Source organism: Micromonospora sp. NPDC049301 (genome assembly GCF_040678715.1).
Classification (GTDB): Bacteria; Actinomycetota; Actinomycetes; order Mycobacteriales; family Micromonosporaceae; genus Micromonospora.
Map to the genome: position 1 here is coordinate 338106 of NZ_JBFAQO010000002.1, position 18397 is coordinate 356502.

At 72.2% G+C, this 18397-nt stretch carries 23 protein-coding genes and 1 tRNA gene; 13 read left to right on the forward strand and 11 right to left on the reverse strand.

The annotated features are described in order from the left end of the window. Positions 1–13: 13 nt before the first annotated feature. Positions 14–1672: a tetratricopeptide repeat protein gene (locus AB0K07_RS07735; protein ID WP_363751815.1), complete on the reverse strand. Its 1659-nt coding sequence runs from the start codon at positions 1670–1672 to the stop codon at positions 14–16. 57 nt (positions 1673–1729) lie between these two features. Next, positions 1730–2191 carry a MarR family transcriptional regulator gene (locus AB0K07_RS07740; RefSeq protein ID WP_363752776.1) on the reverse strand — a complete coding sequence of 154 codons (462 nt, stop codon included), beginning with the start codon at positions 2189–2191 and terminating at the stop codon, positions 1730–1732. 49 nt (positions 2192–2240) lie between these two features. Between AB0K07_RS07740 and AB0K07_RS07745 the strand changes: the two genes are divergently transcribed. Beyond that, positions 2241–2762: a VOC family protein gene (locus AB0K07_RS07745; RefSeq protein ID WP_363751817.1), complete on the forward strand. Its 522-nt coding sequence runs from the start codon at positions 2241–2243 to the stop codon at positions 2760–2762. Positions 2763–2786: 24 nt separating this feature from the next. Beyond that, entirely contained in the window at positions 2787–3677 is an 891-nt protein-coding gene (locus tag AB0K07_RS07750; protein ID WP_363751819.1) for a hypothetical protein, read from the forward strand. Positions 3678–3762: 85 nt separating this feature from the next. Here AB0K07_RS07750 and AB0K07_RS07755 read toward each other — a convergent pair whose 3' ends face one another. Continuing rightward, the gene (locus tag AB0K07_RS07755; protein WP_121656932.1) at positions 3763–3942 is read right to left on the reverse strand and encodes a DUF4236 domain-containing protein; all 180 of its coding nucleotides are present in this window, start codon (positions 3940–3942) and stop codon (positions 3763–3765) included. A 249-nt stretch (positions 3943–4191) separates the two neighbouring features. Here AB0K07_RS07755 and AB0K07_RS07760 point away from each other — a divergent pair, with 249 nt between their 5' ends. The 7 genes from AB0K07_RS07760 to AB0K07_RS07790 all read left to right on the forward strand — a co-directional run bounded on the left by AB0K07_RS07760 (position 4192) and on the right by AB0K07_RS07790 (position 9821). After that, positions 4192–4269: a putative leader peptide gene (locus AB0K07_RS07760; protein ID WP_354993610.1), complete on the forward strand. Its 78-nt coding sequence runs from the start codon at positions 4192–4194 to the stop codon at positions 4267–4269. A gap of 132 nt (positions 4270–4401) precedes the next feature. Continuing rightward, on the forward strand, positions 4402–5433 hold the full coding sequence (locus AB0K07_RS07765) for an ABC transporter substrate-binding protein (protein WP_363751820.1): 1032 nt from the start codon (positions 4402–4404) through the stop codon (positions 5431–5433). Continuing rightward, positions 5430–6362 (forward strand): ABC transporter ATP-binding protein, encoded by a 933-nt coding sequence (locus tag AB0K07_RS07770; RefSeq protein ID WP_363751821.1) that lies wholly within the window; start codon positions 5430–5432, stop codon positions 6360–6362. Before AB0K07_RS07765 ends, AB0K07_RS07770 begins: the two co-directional genes overlap by 4 nt. Beyond that, positions 6355–7221 carry an ABC transporter permease gene (locus AB0K07_RS07775; RefSeq protein ID WP_363751822.1) on the forward strand — a complete coding sequence of 289 codons (867 nt, stop codon included), beginning with the start codon at positions 6355–6357 and terminating at the stop codon, positions 7219–7221. Before AB0K07_RS07770 ends, AB0K07_RS07775 begins: the two co-directional genes overlap by 8 nt. Before the next feature lie 11 nt (positions 7222–7232). Beyond that, positions 7233–8567 carry an LLM class flavin-dependent oxidoreductase gene (locus AB0K07_RS07780; protein ID WP_363751824.1) on the forward strand — a complete coding sequence of 445 codons (1335 nt, stop codon included), beginning with the start codon at positions 7233–7235 and terminating at the stop codon, positions 8565–8567. Continuing rightward, positions 8564–9133, forward strand: coding sequence for a flavin reductase family protein (locus AB0K07_RS07785; protein WP_363751826.1), 570 nt, complete (start codon positions 8564–8566; stop codon positions 9131–9133). The genes AB0K07_RS07780 and AB0K07_RS07785 overlap by 4 nt, the downstream gene beginning before the upstream one ends. 76 nt (positions 9134–9209) lie before the next feature. Beyond that, on the forward strand, positions 9210–9821 hold the full coding sequence (locus tag AB0K07_RS07790) for a malonic semialdehyde reductase (RefSeq protein WP_363751828.1): 612 nt from the start codon (positions 9210–9212) through the stop codon (positions 9819–9821). 11 nt (positions 9822–9832) lie between these two features. On the opposite strand, the gene AB0K07_RS07795 is transcribed toward AB0K07_RS07790, so the two are convergent. Genes AB0K07_RS07795 through AB0K07_RS07805 form a run of 3 tightly spaced genes read right to left on the reverse strand, consistent with a single transcriptional unit; the run spans position 9833 to position 11767 of the window. Then, positions 9833–10342: a GNAT family N-acetyltransferase gene (locus tag AB0K07_RS07795; RefSeq protein ID WP_363751830.1), complete on the reverse strand. Its 510-nt coding sequence runs from the start codon at positions 10340–10342 to the stop codon at positions 9833–9835. Beyond that, positions 10342–10797, reverse strand: a complete 456-nt coding sequence (locus AB0K07_RS07800) for an Rrf2 family transcriptional regulator (protein WP_007457237.1) — start codon at positions 10795–10797, stop codon at positions 10342–10344. The genes AB0K07_RS07795 and AB0K07_RS07800 overlap by 1 nt, the downstream gene beginning before the upstream one ends. 43 nt (positions 10798–10840) lie before the next feature. Continuing rightward, the gene (locus tag AB0K07_RS07805; protein WP_363751831.1) at positions 10841–11767 is read right to left on the reverse strand and encodes an AraC family transcriptional regulator; all 927 of its coding nucleotides are present in this window, start codon (positions 11765–11767) and stop codon (positions 10841–10843) included. 268 nt (positions 11768–12035) lie between these two features. Here AB0K07_RS07805 and AB0K07_RS07810 point away from each other — a divergent pair, with 268 nt between their 5' ends. Then, positions 12036–12812, forward strand: a complete 777-nt coding sequence (locus AB0K07_RS07810; RefSeq protein WP_363751832.1) for a glucose 1-dehydrogenase — start codon at positions 12036–12038, stop codon at positions 12810–12812. A 113-nt stretch (positions 12813–12925) separates the two neighbouring features. On the opposite strand, the gene AB0K07_RS07815 is transcribed toward AB0K07_RS07810, so the two are convergent. Then, on the reverse strand, positions 12926–13357 hold the full coding sequence (locus AB0K07_RS07815) for an SsgA family sporulation/cell division regulator (protein ID WP_007457244.1): 432 nt from the start codon (positions 13355–13357) through the stop codon (positions 12926–12928). 273 nt (positions 13358–13630) lie between these two features. Between AB0K07_RS07815 and AB0K07_RS07820 the strand changes: the two genes are divergently transcribed. The 3 genes from AB0K07_RS07820 (at position 13631) to AB0K07_RS07830 (ending at position 15147) form a co-directional block, all read left to right on the forward strand. Next, positions 13631–14281: a TIGR02611 family protein gene (locus tag AB0K07_RS07820; RefSeq protein ID WP_363751833.1), complete on the forward strand. Its 651-nt coding sequence runs from the start codon at positions 13631–13633 to the stop codon at positions 14279–14281. Between the two features lie 50 nt (positions 14282–14331). After that, positions 14332–14403, forward strand: a tRNA-Val gene (locus AB0K07_RS07825). A gap of 135 nt (positions 14404–14538) precedes the next feature. Then, a complete protein-coding gene (locus AB0K07_RS07830) occupies positions 14539–15147 on the forward strand; it encodes a hypothetical protein (RefSeq protein ID WP_363751834.1) in 609 nt (202 codons plus the stop codon). 181 nt (positions 15148–15328) lie between these two features. On the opposite strand, the gene AB0K07_RS07835 is transcribed toward AB0K07_RS07830, so the two are convergent. From AB0K07_RS07835 to AB0K07_RS07850, 4 genes are all read right to left on the reverse strand, one after another. Further along, complete coding sequence (locus AB0K07_RS07835; RefSeq protein ID WP_363751836.1) at positions 15329–15898, reverse strand: dihydrofolate reductase family protein; 570 nt, start codon at positions 15896–15898, stop codon at positions 15329–15331. Positions 15899–16064: 166 nt separating this feature from the next. Beyond that, positions 16065–16556, reverse strand: a complete 492-nt coding sequence (locus AB0K07_RS07840) for a hypothetical protein (protein ID WP_363751837.1) — start codon at positions 16554–16556, stop codon at positions 16065–16067. 24 nt (positions 16557–16580) lie between these two features. Beyond that, positions 16581–17159 carry an HD domain-containing protein gene (locus tag AB0K07_RS07845; RefSeq protein ID WP_363751838.1) on the reverse strand — a complete coding sequence of 193 codons (579 nt, stop codon included), beginning with the start codon at positions 17157–17159 and terminating at the stop codon, positions 16581–16583. Continuing rightward, entirely contained in the window at positions 17156–18283 is a 1128-nt protein-coding gene (locus AB0K07_RS07850) for a helix-turn-helix transcriptional regulator (protein ID WP_363751839.1), read from the reverse strand. The genes AB0K07_RS07845 and AB0K07_RS07850 overlap by 4 nt, the downstream gene beginning before the upstream one ends. Positions 18284–18397: the final 114 nt, after the last annotated feature.

The window sequence follows — 18397 nt, forward strand, 5'->3', positions numbered from 1 at the left end:
CCAGCCGGCACGGTCAGCGGCGGCGGGTGCAGACCTCGTCGGCGCTGGCGACGGTGTCGGTGGACCAGACGACGGCCACCGTGAAGCAGTAGTCGTTGGCGCGGTTGAGCGCGTAGACGACGAAGCTGGTGGCGCCGGCGGGCAGCGTGGCGATGGCGTTCTTGCCCTGACCGGCGCGACCCGCGGAGATCACCACCGGCCCCTCGCCGCCGGCCGGGTACGTCCAGCCCAGGGCGATGTTGTCCCGGTTGTCGCGCAGGGTCACCGCGCCCGGTGGGGTGCCCGGCGCAGCCGCGGGCGGCGGCGCGACGGTCGCGGCGCCGGTGGGGGCCGGCGCGCCCGTGCCGGTCGGGCCTGCGCTGGGGGAGCGGGCATCCGGGCCGGCGTCGTCCCGGTCGCCGACGCGGGCCACCCCGGCGATCACCGCCGCGGTGCCCAGCAGCACCACGACCACGCCGGCCACCAGCACCGGCACCAGCCGGTTACGCCGTGCGGGTGGCGCCCGGTGCACGGGCACGGGCAGCAGCCGGGACGGTGTGTACGGCTCGAGCGGCGCGTACGGATCCGGTGGCCCGCCCGTGCCGGGATGCGCGTACGGCTCGGCTGCCGTGTACGGGGGGCTCGGCTCGGCCGGCGCGCCCGGGCGGTGCAGCCGGTACACCCCGGAGGCCTCTTCGGTGCTGCCGGCGAGCCCCACCACGGACGGGGGGACCGGGGTGCCGGTGGGGTGGGGAGCGGATTCGTCCGCCGCAACGGGTGGCCAGGTGAAGCCCGCCGGCGCGCCCGGTTCGTCGGCGGGCGCTCGGGGGGTCGGCACCGCCCCGCCACCGGGCGTGGCCCCGTGCCCGGCCAGGGTTCCCTCCGCACCGAGGGTGTGGCCGGCCGCCGGCGGGTGGTAAAGGCTCTCGACCGGCCCGTCCCCGTGCGGTGGGGTGCGGGCGGCCGGCACCACCGGAGTGTCCGAGGGCGCGTCGTCGGCGCACACGTGGTCGGGGTTGGCCGCCGCCCGCGCCAGCGCCGCCACCTGCACCGCCAGCGGGTCGTCGGCGGCCAGGTGCTGCCGGCACAGCTCACGGGCCAGCGCCAGGTTGTCGTGCGCTTCGGCGAACTGCCCACAGTCGCGCTGCATCGCGCCGAGCCGGGCCAGCATCTTGATGCCGCTGGGGTGCCCGTCGCCGTACACCTCGCGGTGCAGCTCCCACGCGTCCTGGAGTCGGTCGCGGGCCACCGTGCACTGGCCGCGGGCGTACTCGACGGTGGCCAGGTCGGCGTGGGCGGCGAGCACCCGCAGCGACTCGGGGCCGTCCTGCGCGGTCAGCTCGATGATGACGTCCTGGTAGAGCCGGGCGGCCCGGGAGTGGCTGCCGACCCGGTGCAGCACCGCGGCCAGGGTCGCCGCGGCGGCGACGGTGCGCGGGTCGGAGCGGCCGTGCAACCGGGTGGTGGCCGCGTACGCGAAGGCGGCCCATCCCCGGGCGGAGTGCGGCTCGCCGAGCGCGACCAGCACCCGCGCCTGGAGGCTGGCGGCCTCGGCCAGCTCGGGGGTGGCGTTGGCCGGGCGGGGGTCGGCGTCGGTGAGCGCGTCGGAGAGCAGCCGCTGTGCGCCGGCCAGGTCGCCGGTGGACACGAGCTGGTGCGCCTGATCAGTCAGTTCGCCGAAGCCGGAGGGCACGCCCCATCGTGCTCATCCGACGACGGTAAGTACAAGACCCGCGCCGGTGTCGATCGGTCAGGATCTCGTCAGGTGCTCGGCCAGCGTCTCGCTGATCCTGCGCAGCTGGTCGACCTGGGCCGGGCTCAACGCGTCGAACAGGTGCCGGCGTACCCCCTCGACGTGGCCGGGGGCCGCGGCGGCGAGGGTGGCGAAGCCGGCATCGGTGAGCAGCGCGACCTGCCCGCGCCGGTCGGTGGGGCACTCCTCGCGGCGCACCCAGCCGGCCGCCTCCAGACGCGCGACGGCGTGCGAGAGCCGGCTCCGCGACGACCCGGTCGCGTCGGCCAGGTCGCTCATCCGCAGCTGCCGGTCGGGGGCCTCGGAGAGCCGGACCAGGATCTCGTAGTAGGCGTGCGGCATTCCCGCGTCGCGTTGCAGCTCGCGGTCGAGCGTGTCCATCAGCGCGCGGGAGGCGGTGAGGTACGCGCGCCAGGTGCGCTGCTCGTCGGAGTCCAGCCAGCGGGTCATGACCGTCATCATACCCGCAATGGTTGAGCGTTCAACTAAATGGCGCTAGCCTGGAGCCATGGGAATCCACCGGCTCAACCACGCTGTCCTCTACGTCAGTGACCTCGCCCGCAGCGTCGCCTTCTACCGCGAGGTGCTGGGCTTCCGCCCGGTGGCGATGACTCCGGACGGGTTCCGGGGCGCCACGTTCCTCCAGGCGCCCGACTCGACCAACGACCACGACCTCGGCCTGTTCGAGATCGGCGCCGGGGCGGGGCCGTCGACGGCCGGCCGGGCCACCGTCGGGCTCTACCACCTGGCCTGGGAGGTCGACACCCTCGACGAGCTGGCGGCCACCGCCGAGCGGCTCTCGGCCGCCGGCGCGCTGGTCGGCACCTCCGACCACGGCACCACCAAGAGTCTCTACGGGCAGGACCCGGACGGCCTGGAGTTCGAGGTGGTCTGGCTGGTCCCGGCCGACCGGCTCGACGACCACGCGCTGGCCGCCCGCAAGCGGATCGGTCGGCTCGACCTCGCCGCCGAGCGGCAGCGCTACGGCGGGCAGACCCGGGGCGGCGTGGGGATCTCCGTCCCGGCCTGACCGGTCGTAGGGTAGAACGGACCGATGTCGACCGACCGGACCACCGATTTCCTCCGCGAGCTGCTGGTCCGCCAGTTGACGACGTGGCTGCCCGCCGCCCTGCACCGCTCCCGGCGGGCCACCATCGCCCTGGCCTGGGCCGGTGCCGACGCGGGCGGCGCGGAGGCCGCGCTGCGGGTGGTCGCCGGGCACGCCGACCAGGTGCGCGGCCGGCGGGTGACCGTGCTGGTGCTCGCCGACGGCGCGGCCGACCTGCCGGCCCGGCTCGGCCCGGTCGAGGCGGAGTTGCCCGCCGAGGTCACCGTGCACCTGCTGCCGGGCGTCCCGGATCGGCTGCCGGTCGCGGTGAAGGCGGCCGGCGCCGCCGGCTCACCGCTGTTCTGCTTCCTGGACCTGCCCGGCGCCGTGACCCCGGAGCTGGTCGCCGCCGCGAGCAACGGCCGCACGGGGGAGCTGTTGCTGCACGCCGGCAGGGGCGCCCGCGACGCGCTGGTCGGCGCCGGCTTCCCGCTGGTCGCCGAGGTTTCCCCGGTGCTGCCCGACGGCGCGGCGGCCGGCGTGATCGCGTTTGGCAGCCGGTCGGACCGGAGCCTGGAGGCGGTCCGCGACGCGCTCTGGGCGGTCGGCGCGGACCTCGACGTGCGCCTGTCCGACCCGGCCGGCCCGGCGGGCGCGCCGGTCGACGTGGCCGGCGATCCCGACCCCGGGCCGCTGGCCCGTGAGCTGCTGGCCGAGCTGCGCCGAGGCGGGCCGCGGCCGGTCACCGAGCTGCGCCGGCACACCCTCACCGCGACCGTCTACCGGGCCTCCGACGCCACCCGGGCGCTCACCGGCCTGCTCGACGTGGGCGAGGTGCGTCGCGAACGCGAGGTCGGCCGGCTGGCCGGGGACGAGATCATCACGGTACGGCGCTGAGCGGCGCGCCGGCCGGCGTCACCGGCCCACGGACGCCGAGCGGGGTGCCGGTGGAGCACCGGCACCCCGCTCGACCCCCGGGACGCTACGACCGGGACTTGTCCTGCTTCCAGGACAGCGGACCCGGCAGGTCGACCCGGTGCGCCCGGGCCTTGGAGTTCCAGGACCAGCGCCCGATCTTGATGCTCCACGAGGAGAAGCCGTTCTCGGTGAAGTTCAGGATGATCGGGCCGATCTTCTTGCGCTTGCGAAACATGAGGCCCATCGGAGGACTCCCCTCGTCACCGTTCCCTACCGTGTCGAGATCGAACATTCCCGAACCGCTGACTTCCGAAACCCCCTCGACGTCCGGCGTGGACGGTCGCTCGGCGCGGCGTCGTAATCTCTACCCACCAGATAGGTGTTGCGCGGCGGTAAACGCTGCTCGTGACCGCTCGTAACATGGTCGGCGACACAGATCTCACCTTCTGGAAGAGCGTTGACCGGCGCATCTCGCCCCCGGCAGCATGGGGTCATGTCGCAGCGGGACGAGCTCTTCCTCACCGCTCGCGTGCACGTCGACCTGGTCCGGCACGCGAGCGCGCTCTGTTGAGCTGACCGGTCCACCCGGTTCGGCTCCATCGCCGCATCTCCCACCGCCCGCGCTCATCGCGGAGCAGCGTGCCTTCCGCGCCCCCCACCGGGCGTCCCGTACTCCCATCGTGGACACACCAGGAGACTCCTCATGTCCCCACCCCGTCGTGCCGTCCTGCGTACCCTCGCCACCGTCACCGCGCTGGCTCTGCTCACCGGCACCGCCGGCTGCGGCGGCGACGCCGAGGCCGGCGCCGGACAGGCCACCGAGCTGCGCTACCAGGGCTCGGTCGGCCAGGTCACCCTCCCCGAACTGGCAGCCGACCTCGGCTACCTCGGCGACGTCCGACTCAACTGGATCGGCAACGTCACCGGCGGCCCGCAGGACATCCAGGCCACCGCCACCGGGCAGAGCGACTTCGGCGGCGCGTTCAACGGCGCCATCGTCAAGCTCGCCGCCGCCAACGCCCCGATCACCGCCGTCGTCAGCTACTACGGCTCCGACGCGCAGTCCTTCCAGGGTTACTACGTGCTCGACGACAGCCCGATCCGCGGCCCCCGCGACCTGATCGGCAGGAAGGTCGGCATGAACACCCTCGGCGCGCACGCCGAGGCCGTGCTCAAGACGTGGCTCGCCCGCGGCGGCCTCACCCCCGCCGAGATCAAGCAGGTCGAGCTGGTCGCCCTGCCGCCGGTCAACACCGAGCAGTCGCTGCGGCAGAAGCAGATCGACGTCGCGGTGCTCGGCGGGGTGATCCGGGACAAGGCGGCCGCCGACGGTGGCATCCGCACCATCTTCACCGACTACGAGCTGCTCGGCGCGTTCAGCGGCGGCACGTACGTCTTCCGCGACGACTTCATCAAGCGCAACCCCGAGACCGTCAAGGCCTTCGTCACCGGCGTCGGCAAGGCCATCGAGTGGGCCCGCACCCAGCCCCGGGAGACCGTGGTCGCCCGGATGCGCGACATCATCGCCAAGCGTGGCCGCAACGAGGACCCGGCGCTCGTCGCGTACTGGAAGAGCAGCGGCGTCGCCGGTCGCGGCGGCGTGATCAACGACCAGGAGTTCGCCACCTGGATCGACTGGCTCGCCGCCGAGGGCGAGCTCAAGGGCGACCGGCCGAAACCCTCCGACATCTACACCAACCGGTTCAACCCCTACGTGGACGGGGGCGGCGCGTGAGCACCGACAAGATCCTCTTCGACCGGGTGAGCAAGACCTTCCCGGTCCGCGCCACCCGGCGCGGCGCCGCCGGCGCGGTCACCGCGCTGCACGAGGTGACCCTCGGGGTACGCCCCGGCGAGTTCCTGGTCGTCGTCGGCCCCAGCGGCTGCGGCAAGTCCACCCTCCTCGACCTGCTCGGCGGGCTCACCGAGCCGACCGGCGGCCAGGTGCTCGTCGACGGCCGACCGGTCACCGGCCCCGGCCTGGACCGGGGCATCGTCTTCCAGCAGTACGCCCTGCTGCCCTGGCGCACCGCCGCCGGCAACGTCGCGTTCGGGCTGGAGGCCAAGGGGGTGCCCCGGGCGGAGCGCGCCGACCTCATCGACTACCACCTGGACCTGGTGGGCCTGCGCGGCTTCGCCGACCGCTACCCGCACGAGCTGTCCGGCGGGATGAAGCAGCGGGTGGCCATCGCCCGCAGCCTCGCGTACGACCCGGACGTGCTGCTGATGGACGAGCCGTTCGCCGCGCTGGACGCCCAGACCCGCGACTCGCTACAGGACGAGCTGGTGCGGATCTGGGCCCGCACCGGCAAGACCATCGTGTTCATCACCCACGGCATCGACGAGGCCGTGCACCTCGGCCAGCGGGTGGCGGTGCTGACGTCGCGGCCCGGACGGGTCAAGCAGGTCATCGACATCGACCTGGGCGACCGGGACGCCGTCGAGGACGTCCGCTCCACCGACGCGTTCCGCCACCACCGCCACCAGATCTGGACGCTGCTGCGCGACGAGGTACGCGCCGCACAGGCCGCCGAAGGCGCCACCGGCGGCAGCCGCACCGCCCACACCGGAGCAGCCGGTGGTCGTACCCCCGTAGTGGCCGGAGCCGACGCGCGGCGCGCGACGCCGGCGGCGGCCCGCACCGAGGAGGCCCGCGTTGGTTGACATCGCCGAACGTCCCACCCGGCTGGCGCCCCCACCCGCCGTGCCCGGCGCGGCGGCCGGCCCCGCCGGCCCCGGCCTGGCCGGTCGGCTGCTCGGCGTCGGCGCGAAGGTGCTGCACCGCACCGTCGCGATCGCCGCGCTGGCCGCGGTCTGGGAGGGCGCACCCCGGCTCGGGCTGGTGGACCGGGTCTTCCTCCCCCCGCTGTCCGAGGTGCTGGTGGCCTGGTGGGAGCTGCTGCGCAGCGGGCAGCTCGCCGAGCACGTCGGCGCGAGCCTGACCCGGTCGCTGGCCGGGCTCGGCCTGGCCGTGCTCACCGCCATCCCGCTCGGGCTGCTGATCGGCTGGTACCGGCCGCTCGCCGAGCTGCTCAGCCCGCTGCTGGAGGTGTTCCGCAACACCGCCGCGCTCGCCCTGCTGCCGGTCTTCGTGCTGATCCTCGGCCTGGGGGAGACCTCCAAGATCGCCCTGGTGCTGTACGCGTGCTCCTGGCCGATCCTGCTGAACACCATCGCCGGGGTGAAGGGCGTCGACCCGCTGCTGATCCGTTCGGCCCGCTCGATGGGGCTCAACCACCTGCGGCTCTTCCAGAAGGTGATCCTGCCGGCCGCCGTGCCGACCATCTTCACCGGAGTCCGGCTGGCCGGGGCGTACTCGATCCTGGTGCTGGTCGCCGCCGAGATGGTCGGCGCGAAGGCCGGCCTCGGCTACCTCATCAACTACGCGCAGTACAACTTCGCGATCGCCGACATGTACTCCGGGATCATCACGATCTCCGCCATCGGCCTGGTCGTCAACCAGCTCCTCGTCGCCCTGGAACGGCGCTTCTCCACCTGGCGCGTCGACGTCTCCGCCGGATAGGACTGATAACAATGACTCGTACCCTGCACCTCAACGCGTTCCTGATGGGCGTCGGCCACCACGAGGCCGCCTGGCGGCACCCCCGCACCGACCCTCGCCGGGTCACCGACGTGCGGCACTTCCAGGAGCTGGCCCGGATCGCCGAGCGCGGCACCCTCGACTCGCTCTTCCTCGCCGACGGGCTCTCGGTCGGGCCCAACCCCCGGCACAACATCCAGGCCGTCTTCGAGCCGCTGACCCTGCTCGCCTCGCTGGCCGCGGTGACCGAGCACATCGGTCTCATCGCGACGGTCTCCACCACCTACAACGAGCCGTTCCACACCGCCCGCAAGTTCGCGTCGCTGGACTACCTCAGCGGCGGCCGGGCCGGCTGGAACATCGTCACCTCCGCCCAGGAACGGGAGGCGGTCAACTTCAACCGCGACAGCCACCCCGGGCATGCCGACCGGTACCGGCGCGCGGCCGAGTTCGTCGACGTCGCGATCAAGCTCTGGGACAGCTGGGAGGACGACGCGCTGGTCTTCGACACCGCGTCCGGGGTGTTCGCCGAGACCGACCGGGTGCACGAGGTGGCGCACCGCGGGCCGGAGTTCCAGGTCCGCGGCCCACTGAACATCCCCCGCCCGCCGCAGGGTCGGCCACTCCTGGTGCAGGCCGGCTCGTCGCCGGACGGAATCGCGTTCGCCGCCCGGTACGCCGAAGCGGTGTTCACCGCCCAGCAGACCCTCGCCGACGGCCAGCGCTTCTACGCCGAGCTGCGCCGACAGGTCACCACCGTGGGCCGCGACCCCGACCTGGTGAAGGTCCTGCCCGGCATCGCGCCGGTGATCGGCGGCACCGAGGCGGAGGCGCAGGCGCTCGCCGCCGAGCTGGAGGAGCTGATCGTCCCCGACTACGCCCTCGCCCAGCTCTCCGGCATGCTCGGCATCGACCTGACCCGCCTGCCGCTGGACGGGCCGCTGCCCGAGCTGCCGGACGCCGGCACGGTGCAGGCCCACCAGAGCCGCTACCAGCTCGTCACCGAGCTGGCCCGCCGGGAACGGCTCACCATCCGGCAGCTGATCGGTCGGCTCGGCGGCGGCCGTGGCCACCGGGTGCTCGCCGGCACCCCCGAGCAGATCGCCGACCAGATCGAGCTGTGGTTCACCCAGGGCGCCGCCGACGGCTTCAACATCATGCCGCCGCACCTGCCCGGCGGCCTGGCCGACTTCGTCGACCACGTGGTACCGGTGCTGCGCGCCCGCGGCCTGTTCCGCACCGAGTACACCGGCCGGACCCTGCGTGAACACTACGGCCTGCCCCGCCCGGCCAGCACGTACGCCGGGTCGACGCTGGTGCCGGCGTGACCACCGTGGAGCGTCCACCGACGGATGCGGCCGAGCTGCGGCCGGTGGACCCGGGCCTGTTCCGCTCGCTGCTGCGTCGGCAGGCCACCAGCGTCACCGTGGTCACCGCGGTGGCCCGGAGCACCGATCCGGCCTGCCTGGGCGGGATCGGCGCGCCGCTGCGGGCCGGGTTCACCGCCACCTCGTTCACCTCGGTGTCGCTGCACCCGCCGCTGGTCTCGTTCTGCCTCGGGGTGGCCTCGTCGAGCTGGCCGGTGCTGGCCCGCGCCGAGCACGTCGCCGTCCACCTGCTGGCCGCGGGGCAGCGGGAGGCCGCGACGGTCTTCGCCACCAGCGGCATCGACCGGTTCGCCGCGTACCCGGACTGGACGTCCGGGCCGTTCGGGGTGCCGCTGCTGACCGGAGTGCTGGCCCGACTGCTCTGCCGGGTGGTGCACCGGGTGCCGGCCGGCGACCACACGCTGGTGATCGCCGAACCGCTGGCGCTGGGCGACGGCGGCGACGGCGCGCCGCTGGTGCACCACCGGGGCGGCTACACCACGGCCGTCCCGCCGGTGTCGGCGTGAGCGAGCGCAGCGAGCGAACCATGGGGTACAGCAGCGTGGCGCCTCGCGCCGGCACGCAGCGAAGCGGAGTGCCGGCGTGAGCGAGCTGGCCGTGCGCGAGCTGCTCGCGTTGGACCGGGCCGCCCAGGACCTGCTGTTCCGGGCGGCCCGCACGGCGGACACGTTCACCGACGAGCCGGTCACCGACGCCCAGGTCGCGGCCATCCACGACCTGATCCGGTACGGCCCCACCGCGTACAACGGGCAGCCGCTGCGGGTGCTGCTGCTCCGCTCCGGGGCGGCCCGGGCACGGCTGCTGCCGTACGTCTCGTCCGGCAACCGGGCGAAGACGGCCACCGCGCCGCTGGTGGCGGTGCTCGCCGCCGATGTGGACTTCCACGAGCGACTGCCCGAGCTGTACCCGCACCGTCCGCAGGCCCGCGACTGGCTCGCCGATCGGGCGGCCCGGGCCGAGCAGGCCCGGTTCAACGCGGCCCTCCAGATCGGCTACCTGCTGGTGGGCGTACGCGCGGCGGGGCTGGCGGCCGGCCCGATGGCCGGGTTCGACGCCGTCGGCGTGACCCGGGAGTTCTTCCCCGACGGGCGGCACGAGGCGCTGCTGCTGATGAACGTGGGCCACCCCGGCCCGGACGCCTGGCGGGAGCGGCTGCCCCGGCTGGACGCGACGGAGGTGATCCGGACGCTGTGACCCGACCGGGCTCAGGCGTCCCGGTCCAGCGCGAGGACCCGGGTGACGGTGCCGTCCTCCTCGGTCACGTCCTGCTGGTGGACGAAGCCGAGCTTGGCCAGCAGACCCAGCGAGGCGTGGTTGGCGTCGGCGACCGTGGCGTACACCCGGGGCAGGTCGAGGCGGTCGAAGCCGTACCGGACCAGCGCGGTGGCCAGCTCAGTGCCCAGGCCACCGCCCCACGCCGGCTGGGCCAGGGCGTACACGAGTTCGTGGCCCTCGACGTCGTCGGTCCGCTTGATCTCGGCGTGCCCGACGTAGCGGCCGTCCCGGCGGACCGCCCACACGTCGAAGAGGTCGTCGGCGTACACCCGGCTGAACACCCGCCCGAACAGGTCGGCGGCGTCGGACACCGTCATCGGCCCGTCGCCCATGAACCGGCCCACCTCGGGGTCGGCGAGCAGCGCGACGAAATCATCGGCGTCGGCCGGCTGGTAGGGCTCCAGCAGCAGGAGGTCGGTGTGCAGGGTGGGGGTGGGCATCAGCGGGGCTCCCAGGCGTCGGGCAGAGCGGTGAGCTTGCGGACGTGGGCCGGCAGCCGACCGCTGACGATCTCGGCGAGGCTCACCTCGTCGACCACCCGACGGACCGCGGCGCGGACCGCCACCCAGAGGCCGGGCAGGTTCTCCGCCGCGCCCTCGTACCGGGTCTCCTCCGGGCGCAGGCCGCGCACCCCGGCCAGTGGACCCTCCACCGCGCGCAGCACCGCGCCGACGGTCACCTCGCGCGGCGGCCGGGCGAGCGTGTAGCCACCCTCGGCGCCGCGCTGGGCACGGACGATGCCGGCCCGGCGCAGGTCGGCCAGGACCGCCTCCAGGAACTTGCGGGGCATGTCCTGCTCCGCGGCGATGGCCTGGGTGGACAGCAGCGAGGGGTACGCGGTGGCCAGGCTCAGCGCCGCCCGTACCGCGTAGTCGCCGCGCGCGGAGATCTGCACCCTGCCATCATGCCCGGCTCGCGCCGCCACCTGGCCCGGCGGGCTACCCGGGTCGGGCGGCGAGACCGCCGTTGGCCGGTTCCCCGGGGGTGCCGGGACGGAACCGGCCGGCGTTGGCGTTCGTCGTCTCGGCCGGTGGGCGGGGCCGGACCACCCGGGCGGTGGCCGGCTGGTCCCGTGCGGCCCGGAACGCGCCAGGGCTGAGCCCGACCTCCCGGGTGAAGAAGCGGCCGAAGTTGGTGGGTTCGGAGAAGCCCAGCTCCCGGCCGATCTGTGCGATCGGCTCGTCGGTCGCGGCGAGCAGCCGCCCGGCCTGCAACGCGACCCGCTCGTCGATGACCTGCTTGGCGCTGCGCCCGGTGACGGCCAGGCAGGCCCGGGTCAGGGTCCGCACCGAGCAGCCGAGCGCGGCGGCGTAGTCCTCCACCCGCCGGGTGTGCTGGTAGCCGTGCTCCACCTCGCGGCAGAACCGGTGGAACGTCTCCATTTCGGGCCGGCCCGCCGACCGGTCCCCGTCGGGCAGGGCCAGCCGCAGGAGCAGCACGGCGAGCTGGTGGCGGAGCAGCGCACGGCCGGCGGGGCTGTCCCGGTGCCGCTGGCAGTCCACCGCCAGCTGGCTCACCTCGCTGATCACGGCGTCCTCGTCCTCGCCGGCCAGTTGCCGCCAGGTCGGCGGCGCGTCCGGGTCGACGTCCAGACCGCGCAGCGCCCCGGAGTCCCAGCCGACGACGGTGGCGTCGATCTGCGGGCCGGCGCAGCGCAGCACCTGGCCGGCGCGGACCCGCAGCAGCGTGCCGGGCCGGCACGGCAGCAGGCGGAAATCCAGCTCGGCGTCGCCGTGCCCACGGGTGGTGAGGATCAGCAGCTCCCGCTCGACGAACACCGGTCGGCGCCAGCCCCGGTCGCGGGCCAGGTCGGCCAGCGCGAACGTGGCTATCTCATCGGGGACGGGTGGCGCCGTTCCGATCATTGCCGTAGGAAGGGGACCGGTGGAGACCATCGCCTGCGACGGTAGCCCGAACCGCAGGTCACCGCATCCCGACCGGCGGTGCCCGCGCGCTGGCCCTTCCACCGATCGCCGCCGGCGCCCGCACCGGCGCGCCGGTGCGGGCTTGTCCCGATCATGGCGGCCGGGCTACGTTACCCGGCGGTAGCGCCGTCCGGTCCCCGGTCCGCCCGGCGCCCCGCCGGCCGCCCCACCGGACCGGCGGACCCCGCCGACTCGCGATGGGATGGGCATGACGCAGCTGTTCTCGGTCGAAGGCAAGACGGTTCTGGTCACCGGCGGGTCGCGGGGGATCGGCCTGATGATCACCCAGGGCTTCGTCCGGGCCGGCGCCCACGTGATCATCTCGTCCCGCAAGGCGGACGTCTGCGAGGCGGTCGCCAAGGACCTCTCCGCCGAGGGACGCTGCGAGGCGATCCCCGCCGACCTGGGCGCCGACGCCGGCGCCGAGTCGCTGGCCGCCGCCGTCCGGGAGCGCTTCCCCCGCCTCGACGTGCTGGTCAACAACGCCGGCGCGACCTGGGGCGCGCCTCTGGAGGACTACCCGGAGGCCGCGTTCGACAAGCTCTGGGCGGTCAACGTCAAGGCCGTCTTCCGGCTGACCACCGCACTGCTGCCGGCGCTGCGCGCCGCCGCCAGCGCCGACGACCCGGCCCGCGTGATCAACATCGGGTCGATCGACGGCATCCGGGTGCCGTGGATGGAGGTGTACGCGTACTCGGCCACCAAGGCGGCCGTGCACATGCTCACCCGCAGCCTGGCCCACCAGCTGGCCGGTGAGCAGATCACCGTCAACGCGATCGCCCCCGGCCCGTTCGAGAGCAAGATGATGGCGTTCGCGCTGAACGACCCGGCGAGCCGGGCCAGCATCGAGCAGCAGGTGCCGCTGGGCCGCATCGGGCGCCCGGAGGACATGGCCGGCACGGCCATCTACCTCTCCTCCCGGGCCGGCGCGTACCTCACCGGCGCGGTCATCCCGGTCGACGGCGGCATCACCACGCACGGCTGAGCACCGACCGACCCGGGGCGGGCGGGCCCGCGTACCCCCGGGTGTGCCGGAGCCGCGCGGTCGGCAGATCCGCGCGGCCCCGTGATGGCCGGTGTTGCCCGTTCGGGCGGTGGTCAGCGACCGGCGAGCAGCCGGTTCACCGCCGTGTCGACGTCCAGGTGCTCGGCCTCCCGGCCGCGCGGGACGACGACGTAGGTCCGTCGAAGGAATCGCACCAGGACGCTGCGCGGCACCTCGAAGAGGGCGTTGCCGTCCGGTGACGACAGGGCCAGCGCGACGAAGTCGCCGCGCGGGGTGGCCCAGGGCCAGACCCGCACATCGCCGATGCCGGCCGGTTCGTCGAGGCCGGTGACCAGCAGTTCGCGGGCGAAGGACCAGCTCACCGCCTCGCCACCGGCCGATTCGGCATGGAACAGGACATGGACCGCATACGGGTCAGCAGGGTCGTAACGCAGACTGGCACGCACCGGCAATGCGGTGGCGTCAGGTGCGACGAGCCTTAGCGACGTCTCGACCTCTACGGTCGTCGGTCGAATGACACTCATGGACGTTCTCCCCCCGGCACCGCTGCGGAACGCGCGTGTCCCGCTTTTCCCATACTCAGGTGCTACTCCTGGCTACGCTCCGCCATACGCTGACTTCACCCAGTGGTGGGAAGGGGGACGGAAAGGCCTCGTGAATGTGAGGATTCATGTAGGATTTCCGGTTCTGCCCAGTGCGTGATCCCGCCCGGCATCGGGTGGTTCAGTCGTCGACTTACTCCGGTAACGTCCAGTCGACCGTTGCAGTGACGGGCCCGAGCGACACTGGGGGGTGAAATGGTCACGAAACGATCCTCAGTGGATCGGGCGGCGGCGTCCGGTCGGTCGAACGTCGGGGTCCGAGCAGCCGAAAAGCGGGGGTACGCAGTGCCGATGGAGCAGCCCGAGCGGCCCGGACGGCCGGCGTCCGACCGCGGTCGCCCCGGTGCCACGGACGCGGGCCGATCTGGCGGCGGTGGCGCGGATCGCGCCGCCGAAGGAGGGGCCGACCGCGCCGGCGGGGTCCTCGTGGCAGCGGACCCGCCACGGCGCCCCCGCTGGCGGGAGCGCGTCTCCACCACCCTCGACCTGATCCGGGCCAACCCCACCGGGCGGATCACCCTCAAGATCTTCATTGCGATCGCCGGCGCGCTGGTCGTGACCATCGGCATCGCCCTCATCCCGCTACCCGGGCCGGGCTGGCTCCTGGTCATCGCCGGACTGGGCATCTGGGCCGTCGAGTACCACTGGGCCCGCCGGCTGCTCGGCTTCACCCGCCGTCACGTGCACGGCTGGACGCAGTGGGTGAAGCGACAGTCACTGCCCGTGCGAATCGTGCTCGGCTCCGTCGGCCTGGTCTTCGTGGCCGTGGTGGTGTGGCTGTCGCTCAAGTTCAGCCTCGGCATCGACGTGGTCGCCAAAGTGATGCAGTACCTCGCGACGCACTGACCCCGGATTTCCGGTCTGGTTCCACGATCGGGTAGAGTCAGCGGCGCTGAGGGCGATTAGCTCAGCGGGAGAGCGCTTCGTTCACACCGAAGAGGTCACTGGTTCGATCCCAGTATCGCCCACGCAGGTCAAAGGCCACTTCCCAGTCATGGGAGGTGGCCTTTCTGCTGTCGTACAGCAGCTTTGTACAGCAACGGGCAGCGAAAGGGTGACGACAAGGCGATGGGATGTCCGGCTGTGCTGTTACCTTGCCGGCCGTGACTGATCAGCTGACGTGGATCGACCGGATCATCGACGTGACCGGATGGCGCCAGGAGCCTGAGGACGGTGTCGGCTGGGAGCAGGTGGAAGCCCAGCTGGGCGTTCCGCTGCCGACGGACTTCAAGGAACTGTGCCGCCGGTTCGTTCCGGGGGCGTTCTACGCCTACCTGGACCTCTTCCGGCCGACCGACGATCACGCACAACCGCTGTTTCGGGCGTGGGCCTATTCTCGGCAGTGGCCAAGTGAGCCTGACTTCGCGCGGTTGTGGGCCCCCTACGAGATGTACGAGCCCGACAAGGAGACGGGGCTGATCCAATGGGGCAGTGATCAGACCGAAGGGGAGTACTACTGGCTGGCGGACCGCTCTATGGAGCCCGATCGGTGGCCTGTGGTCGCGCGGTGGGACGGCATCGAGCCGTGGCACCAACTCGACATGTCGACGGCCGAGTTCGTCTACCGGGTGATCGCGGATCCGGAGTTCAAGCCGTTTACGGTGGCCGACCCGCCGCGGCGACCGTTCTACCTGCCGTACGGGCAGACGATCTCCAGTGGTGAGGAGTGGGATGCTCTCACCAACCCGAACCGCGAGAGCCGGACCCCCTAGTACTCCAGCAGGAGATCCGTTCTGGTCTGCGGTGACGGTGCGGGTTTGTCCGTGAGCAGCAAGCAGCCACCGTCGAGTCTCCGTGGTCGTCCGTGACTTCTGGGACGGTCCGAACCCTCGCGTCAGGCGCGAGAACCGTCGTTCCGTCGTGAGGCAGCGGCCAAAGTGCCAGGCAATCACCTCAAGTCGTTACTCGTGTGGGCCGGTATCGCACGGCGACCGCCCCCGACTTGAACTCCTGGCGATCCACGAGCTCGAGCTGGATGCGCTCGCGCAGACCGGCGAGCAACGTCGGCCCGTGTCCGGCGAGGACCGGCTGCACAAGGAACGCGTACTCGTCGATCAGTCCCAGATCTGCCAACGCCAGGGGGAGCGTCACGCCACCCACGAACAGGCCCTCGCCGGGCTCCTGCTTGAGCCGCTGAACCGCCTGCCCCAAGTCGTCTCGCACCAGCTCGGCATTCCAATCGGCCTCGCTCAGCGTGCTCGACACGACGTACTTCTTCGCCCGGTCGATGGTCTCGGCGAACGGGATCTCCAACTCACCCATCCAGTCAGGCCACGTGCCCGTGGCCGGCCGCCGCCACGCCGACTCCATCATCTCGTAGGTCACCCGGCCGAATAGCAGGGCATCGGCTCGTTCCATCTCAGTGCTCCAGAAGCCCATCGACTCCTCGTCGGGAGCGAGCCCTGCCTCGTGATGGACGCAGCCGTCGAGTGTGACGTTGATCGAGTATCGAAGTGGTCTCATCTGGTTGCTCCCCTTGATGCGCGCAGCGCGTTCACCGGACCGTACATAGACTGCTGTCGGCGCCATTTCTCATCGGCGCCCCGATCCCACCTACTCAACACCGTCGTGGTGCGAACAGACCGCAGACCGCAGACCGCAGACCGAGCGCGCGACCGAAGCGGCTCCATCACATCGCCGACCGCCGGTACGCTGGCTGGGGCTCTCCGATCTGCATTCCATAGATGGTGGGGAATGCGAGGCCGTTCTCGTGCCACGCCTTTCCGGCGGCTGCTCGTGCCTCGTCGCGTTGTTCGCTCCGCAGCTTGAGCGCCGTCAGGCAGATGTCGGGCAGGGGGAGTGTGGCGTCGGATGCCTGGGTCTTGGTGTCGCGGTGCAGGAGCTGCCCGCGTACGCGTTGGAGCTGGCGGCCGATGGTCAGCTCTCCGGCATCGAGGTCGACATTCTTCCACGTCAGTCCGAGGGCCTCGCCCTTGCGAAGGCTGGTGACGAGGACCAGGGCGTAGGTGGCGTAGAGCGAGTCCTCGTCGGCACGGGCGGATTCGAGGAAGGTTGCGGTGGGGCCATCCCACCGCCGACGACCCGGGACGAGCCGAGCAGACCACCGCCGGGGCCGCCAGCGTCCGTCCGGGCACTCAAACTCAGGCAGAGAACGAACCATTGCCGACGCTAAGTGCAATGGGGCTCAAACCGGCGGTGGGGGAGGAGTGAGCCAGGCGAGGGGTTGTCCGCTGAGGGCGGCGTCGGCGAGGCGGTTGGCGCTCGCGGTTCTCAGCGCCGCTCGTGAGCTGTCGATCCAGCGCTGGACGTTGTCGATGCCCTGATGGCGGTACTCAACCGCTTGTACGAGGCATTCCAACTTGTCGGCGTCGCGGGCGACGATCGCTTCTGGTGTCTCGCCGGCTTCGTACTCGGCAACGGCGGCGGTGATGACGTCGGCGACGGCCGGTGGGCACGCGGCGACCTGGTCGGCGGTGACGGTGGTGTTGGGTACGGCGGTGAGGTAGCGCTTGGCGATATGCGGGATGTCGGTGATCCGGGTTTCCTGGGTGTCGTGCAGGACGCAGAGCATCGACACCCGGGCCGGGTCGGCGCCTTCCATGGCGGCGAGCATCATTCCGATGAGAGCCGTGCGGAAAGAGTGATCGGCGATGGACTCGGGGTGCTTGACGCCGGCGAACCACCAGCCGGTGCGGGCGGCGCGTTTGAGTACGCCGGCCTCGAAGACGAAGCTCATCGCTCCGGCTGCGTCCTGGTCGCTCATCTGCCCGTCCCTGTGCCGGTGAATCCGTCCGCCCGCAGGCTATAGACGATTGAGGTTAGTTCCTGCCGCGACTGCGCGGAGATCCGGTCACTGTCCAGGAGGGGGACACTGCGGTCGAGGAGTGACCGAGTCGCGGCGGGGTTGTCGAGAGCGAGACCGCGTCGCGCGGCCAGCAGAGCCCAGACGTTGTGGATGTTGAGGTCGGCGAAGGGGTGTCCTGGGTCCAGGCGCTGGACCAGGTGCCGAAGAAGGATCGAGCCGTGCCAGTCCGTGATCGTCCCGGGCATGAAGGAGTCGTCGCGGTGGCGGTAAGGGATCTCGCCCACCCAGTAGGCCGAGTAGTTGAGCGCTGCTCGTTCGCAGGCGTCGTCCGGGTGTGCGTGGGCGATGAAGTCCCGCAAAGGGTCCGGGTCGCCCTGGTTGGCGAGGGACGTGACGACGGAGCGGGCGTCCGGCCACAGCGTTGACCAGGTTTGGAAGGTAGTCATCCGGCCGGCGCGGGTTGTGCTCCGGGTGAGCCATCCTGCCGCCGCCTTGGTGGGGTCCATGCCGGCGAGGAAGCAGGCTTGCCGGTGCAGCAGTACGTATGGATCCCGACCTGCGGCTGCGCGTTCGGCGAGCACATGAAGGTGAGCGAAGAACGTGCGTTGTTCGTCAACGGCCACGGTCGGCCCGGACGCGACCGGACCTCGCCGCGGGTGGGCGATGGGTAGCCCTCTGGCGAAGGTGGGTGTCCGTCCGAGGACGGCCCAGAGGATCAGGTCGGTCAGGCGGTGGGTAAGTACGGACCAGCCCAGCGGCTGCTCGGCGATGTCGCAGCGGTCCACCTGTTCGTCGAGGACTGCGGCGAGGATGAAGTCTGCCTCCGCAGCGTCGTCGAGTGCGGCAAGCAGGACTGCGTTCGCGCCGAGCTGTCTGAGCCGGTGCCGGACGGAGACCGCGTGCCCGAGCGGTACCGCGGTGAATGGTCGCCGCCCGGATTCCCAGCTCTGTACGGTCACGCGGTCGACGCCCAGGCCCACGGCGAGCTGCTCCTGCGTCAGCGGGATGGACTCCCGGATCAGCTTGAACAGGTAGCCGGTCACCCCGCCGCGCTGTAGTGCCGATCGTCCGCGACCTGCCATCCGTCATCCCTACATTGACCGGTGGTCGACGTTCCCGCCGCGAAACCAACGCCGCGGAAGGGCATTTTGCCTGCTCACTCGTACTACGAGTGAGTCCAACCGCCGTCCCCGTGA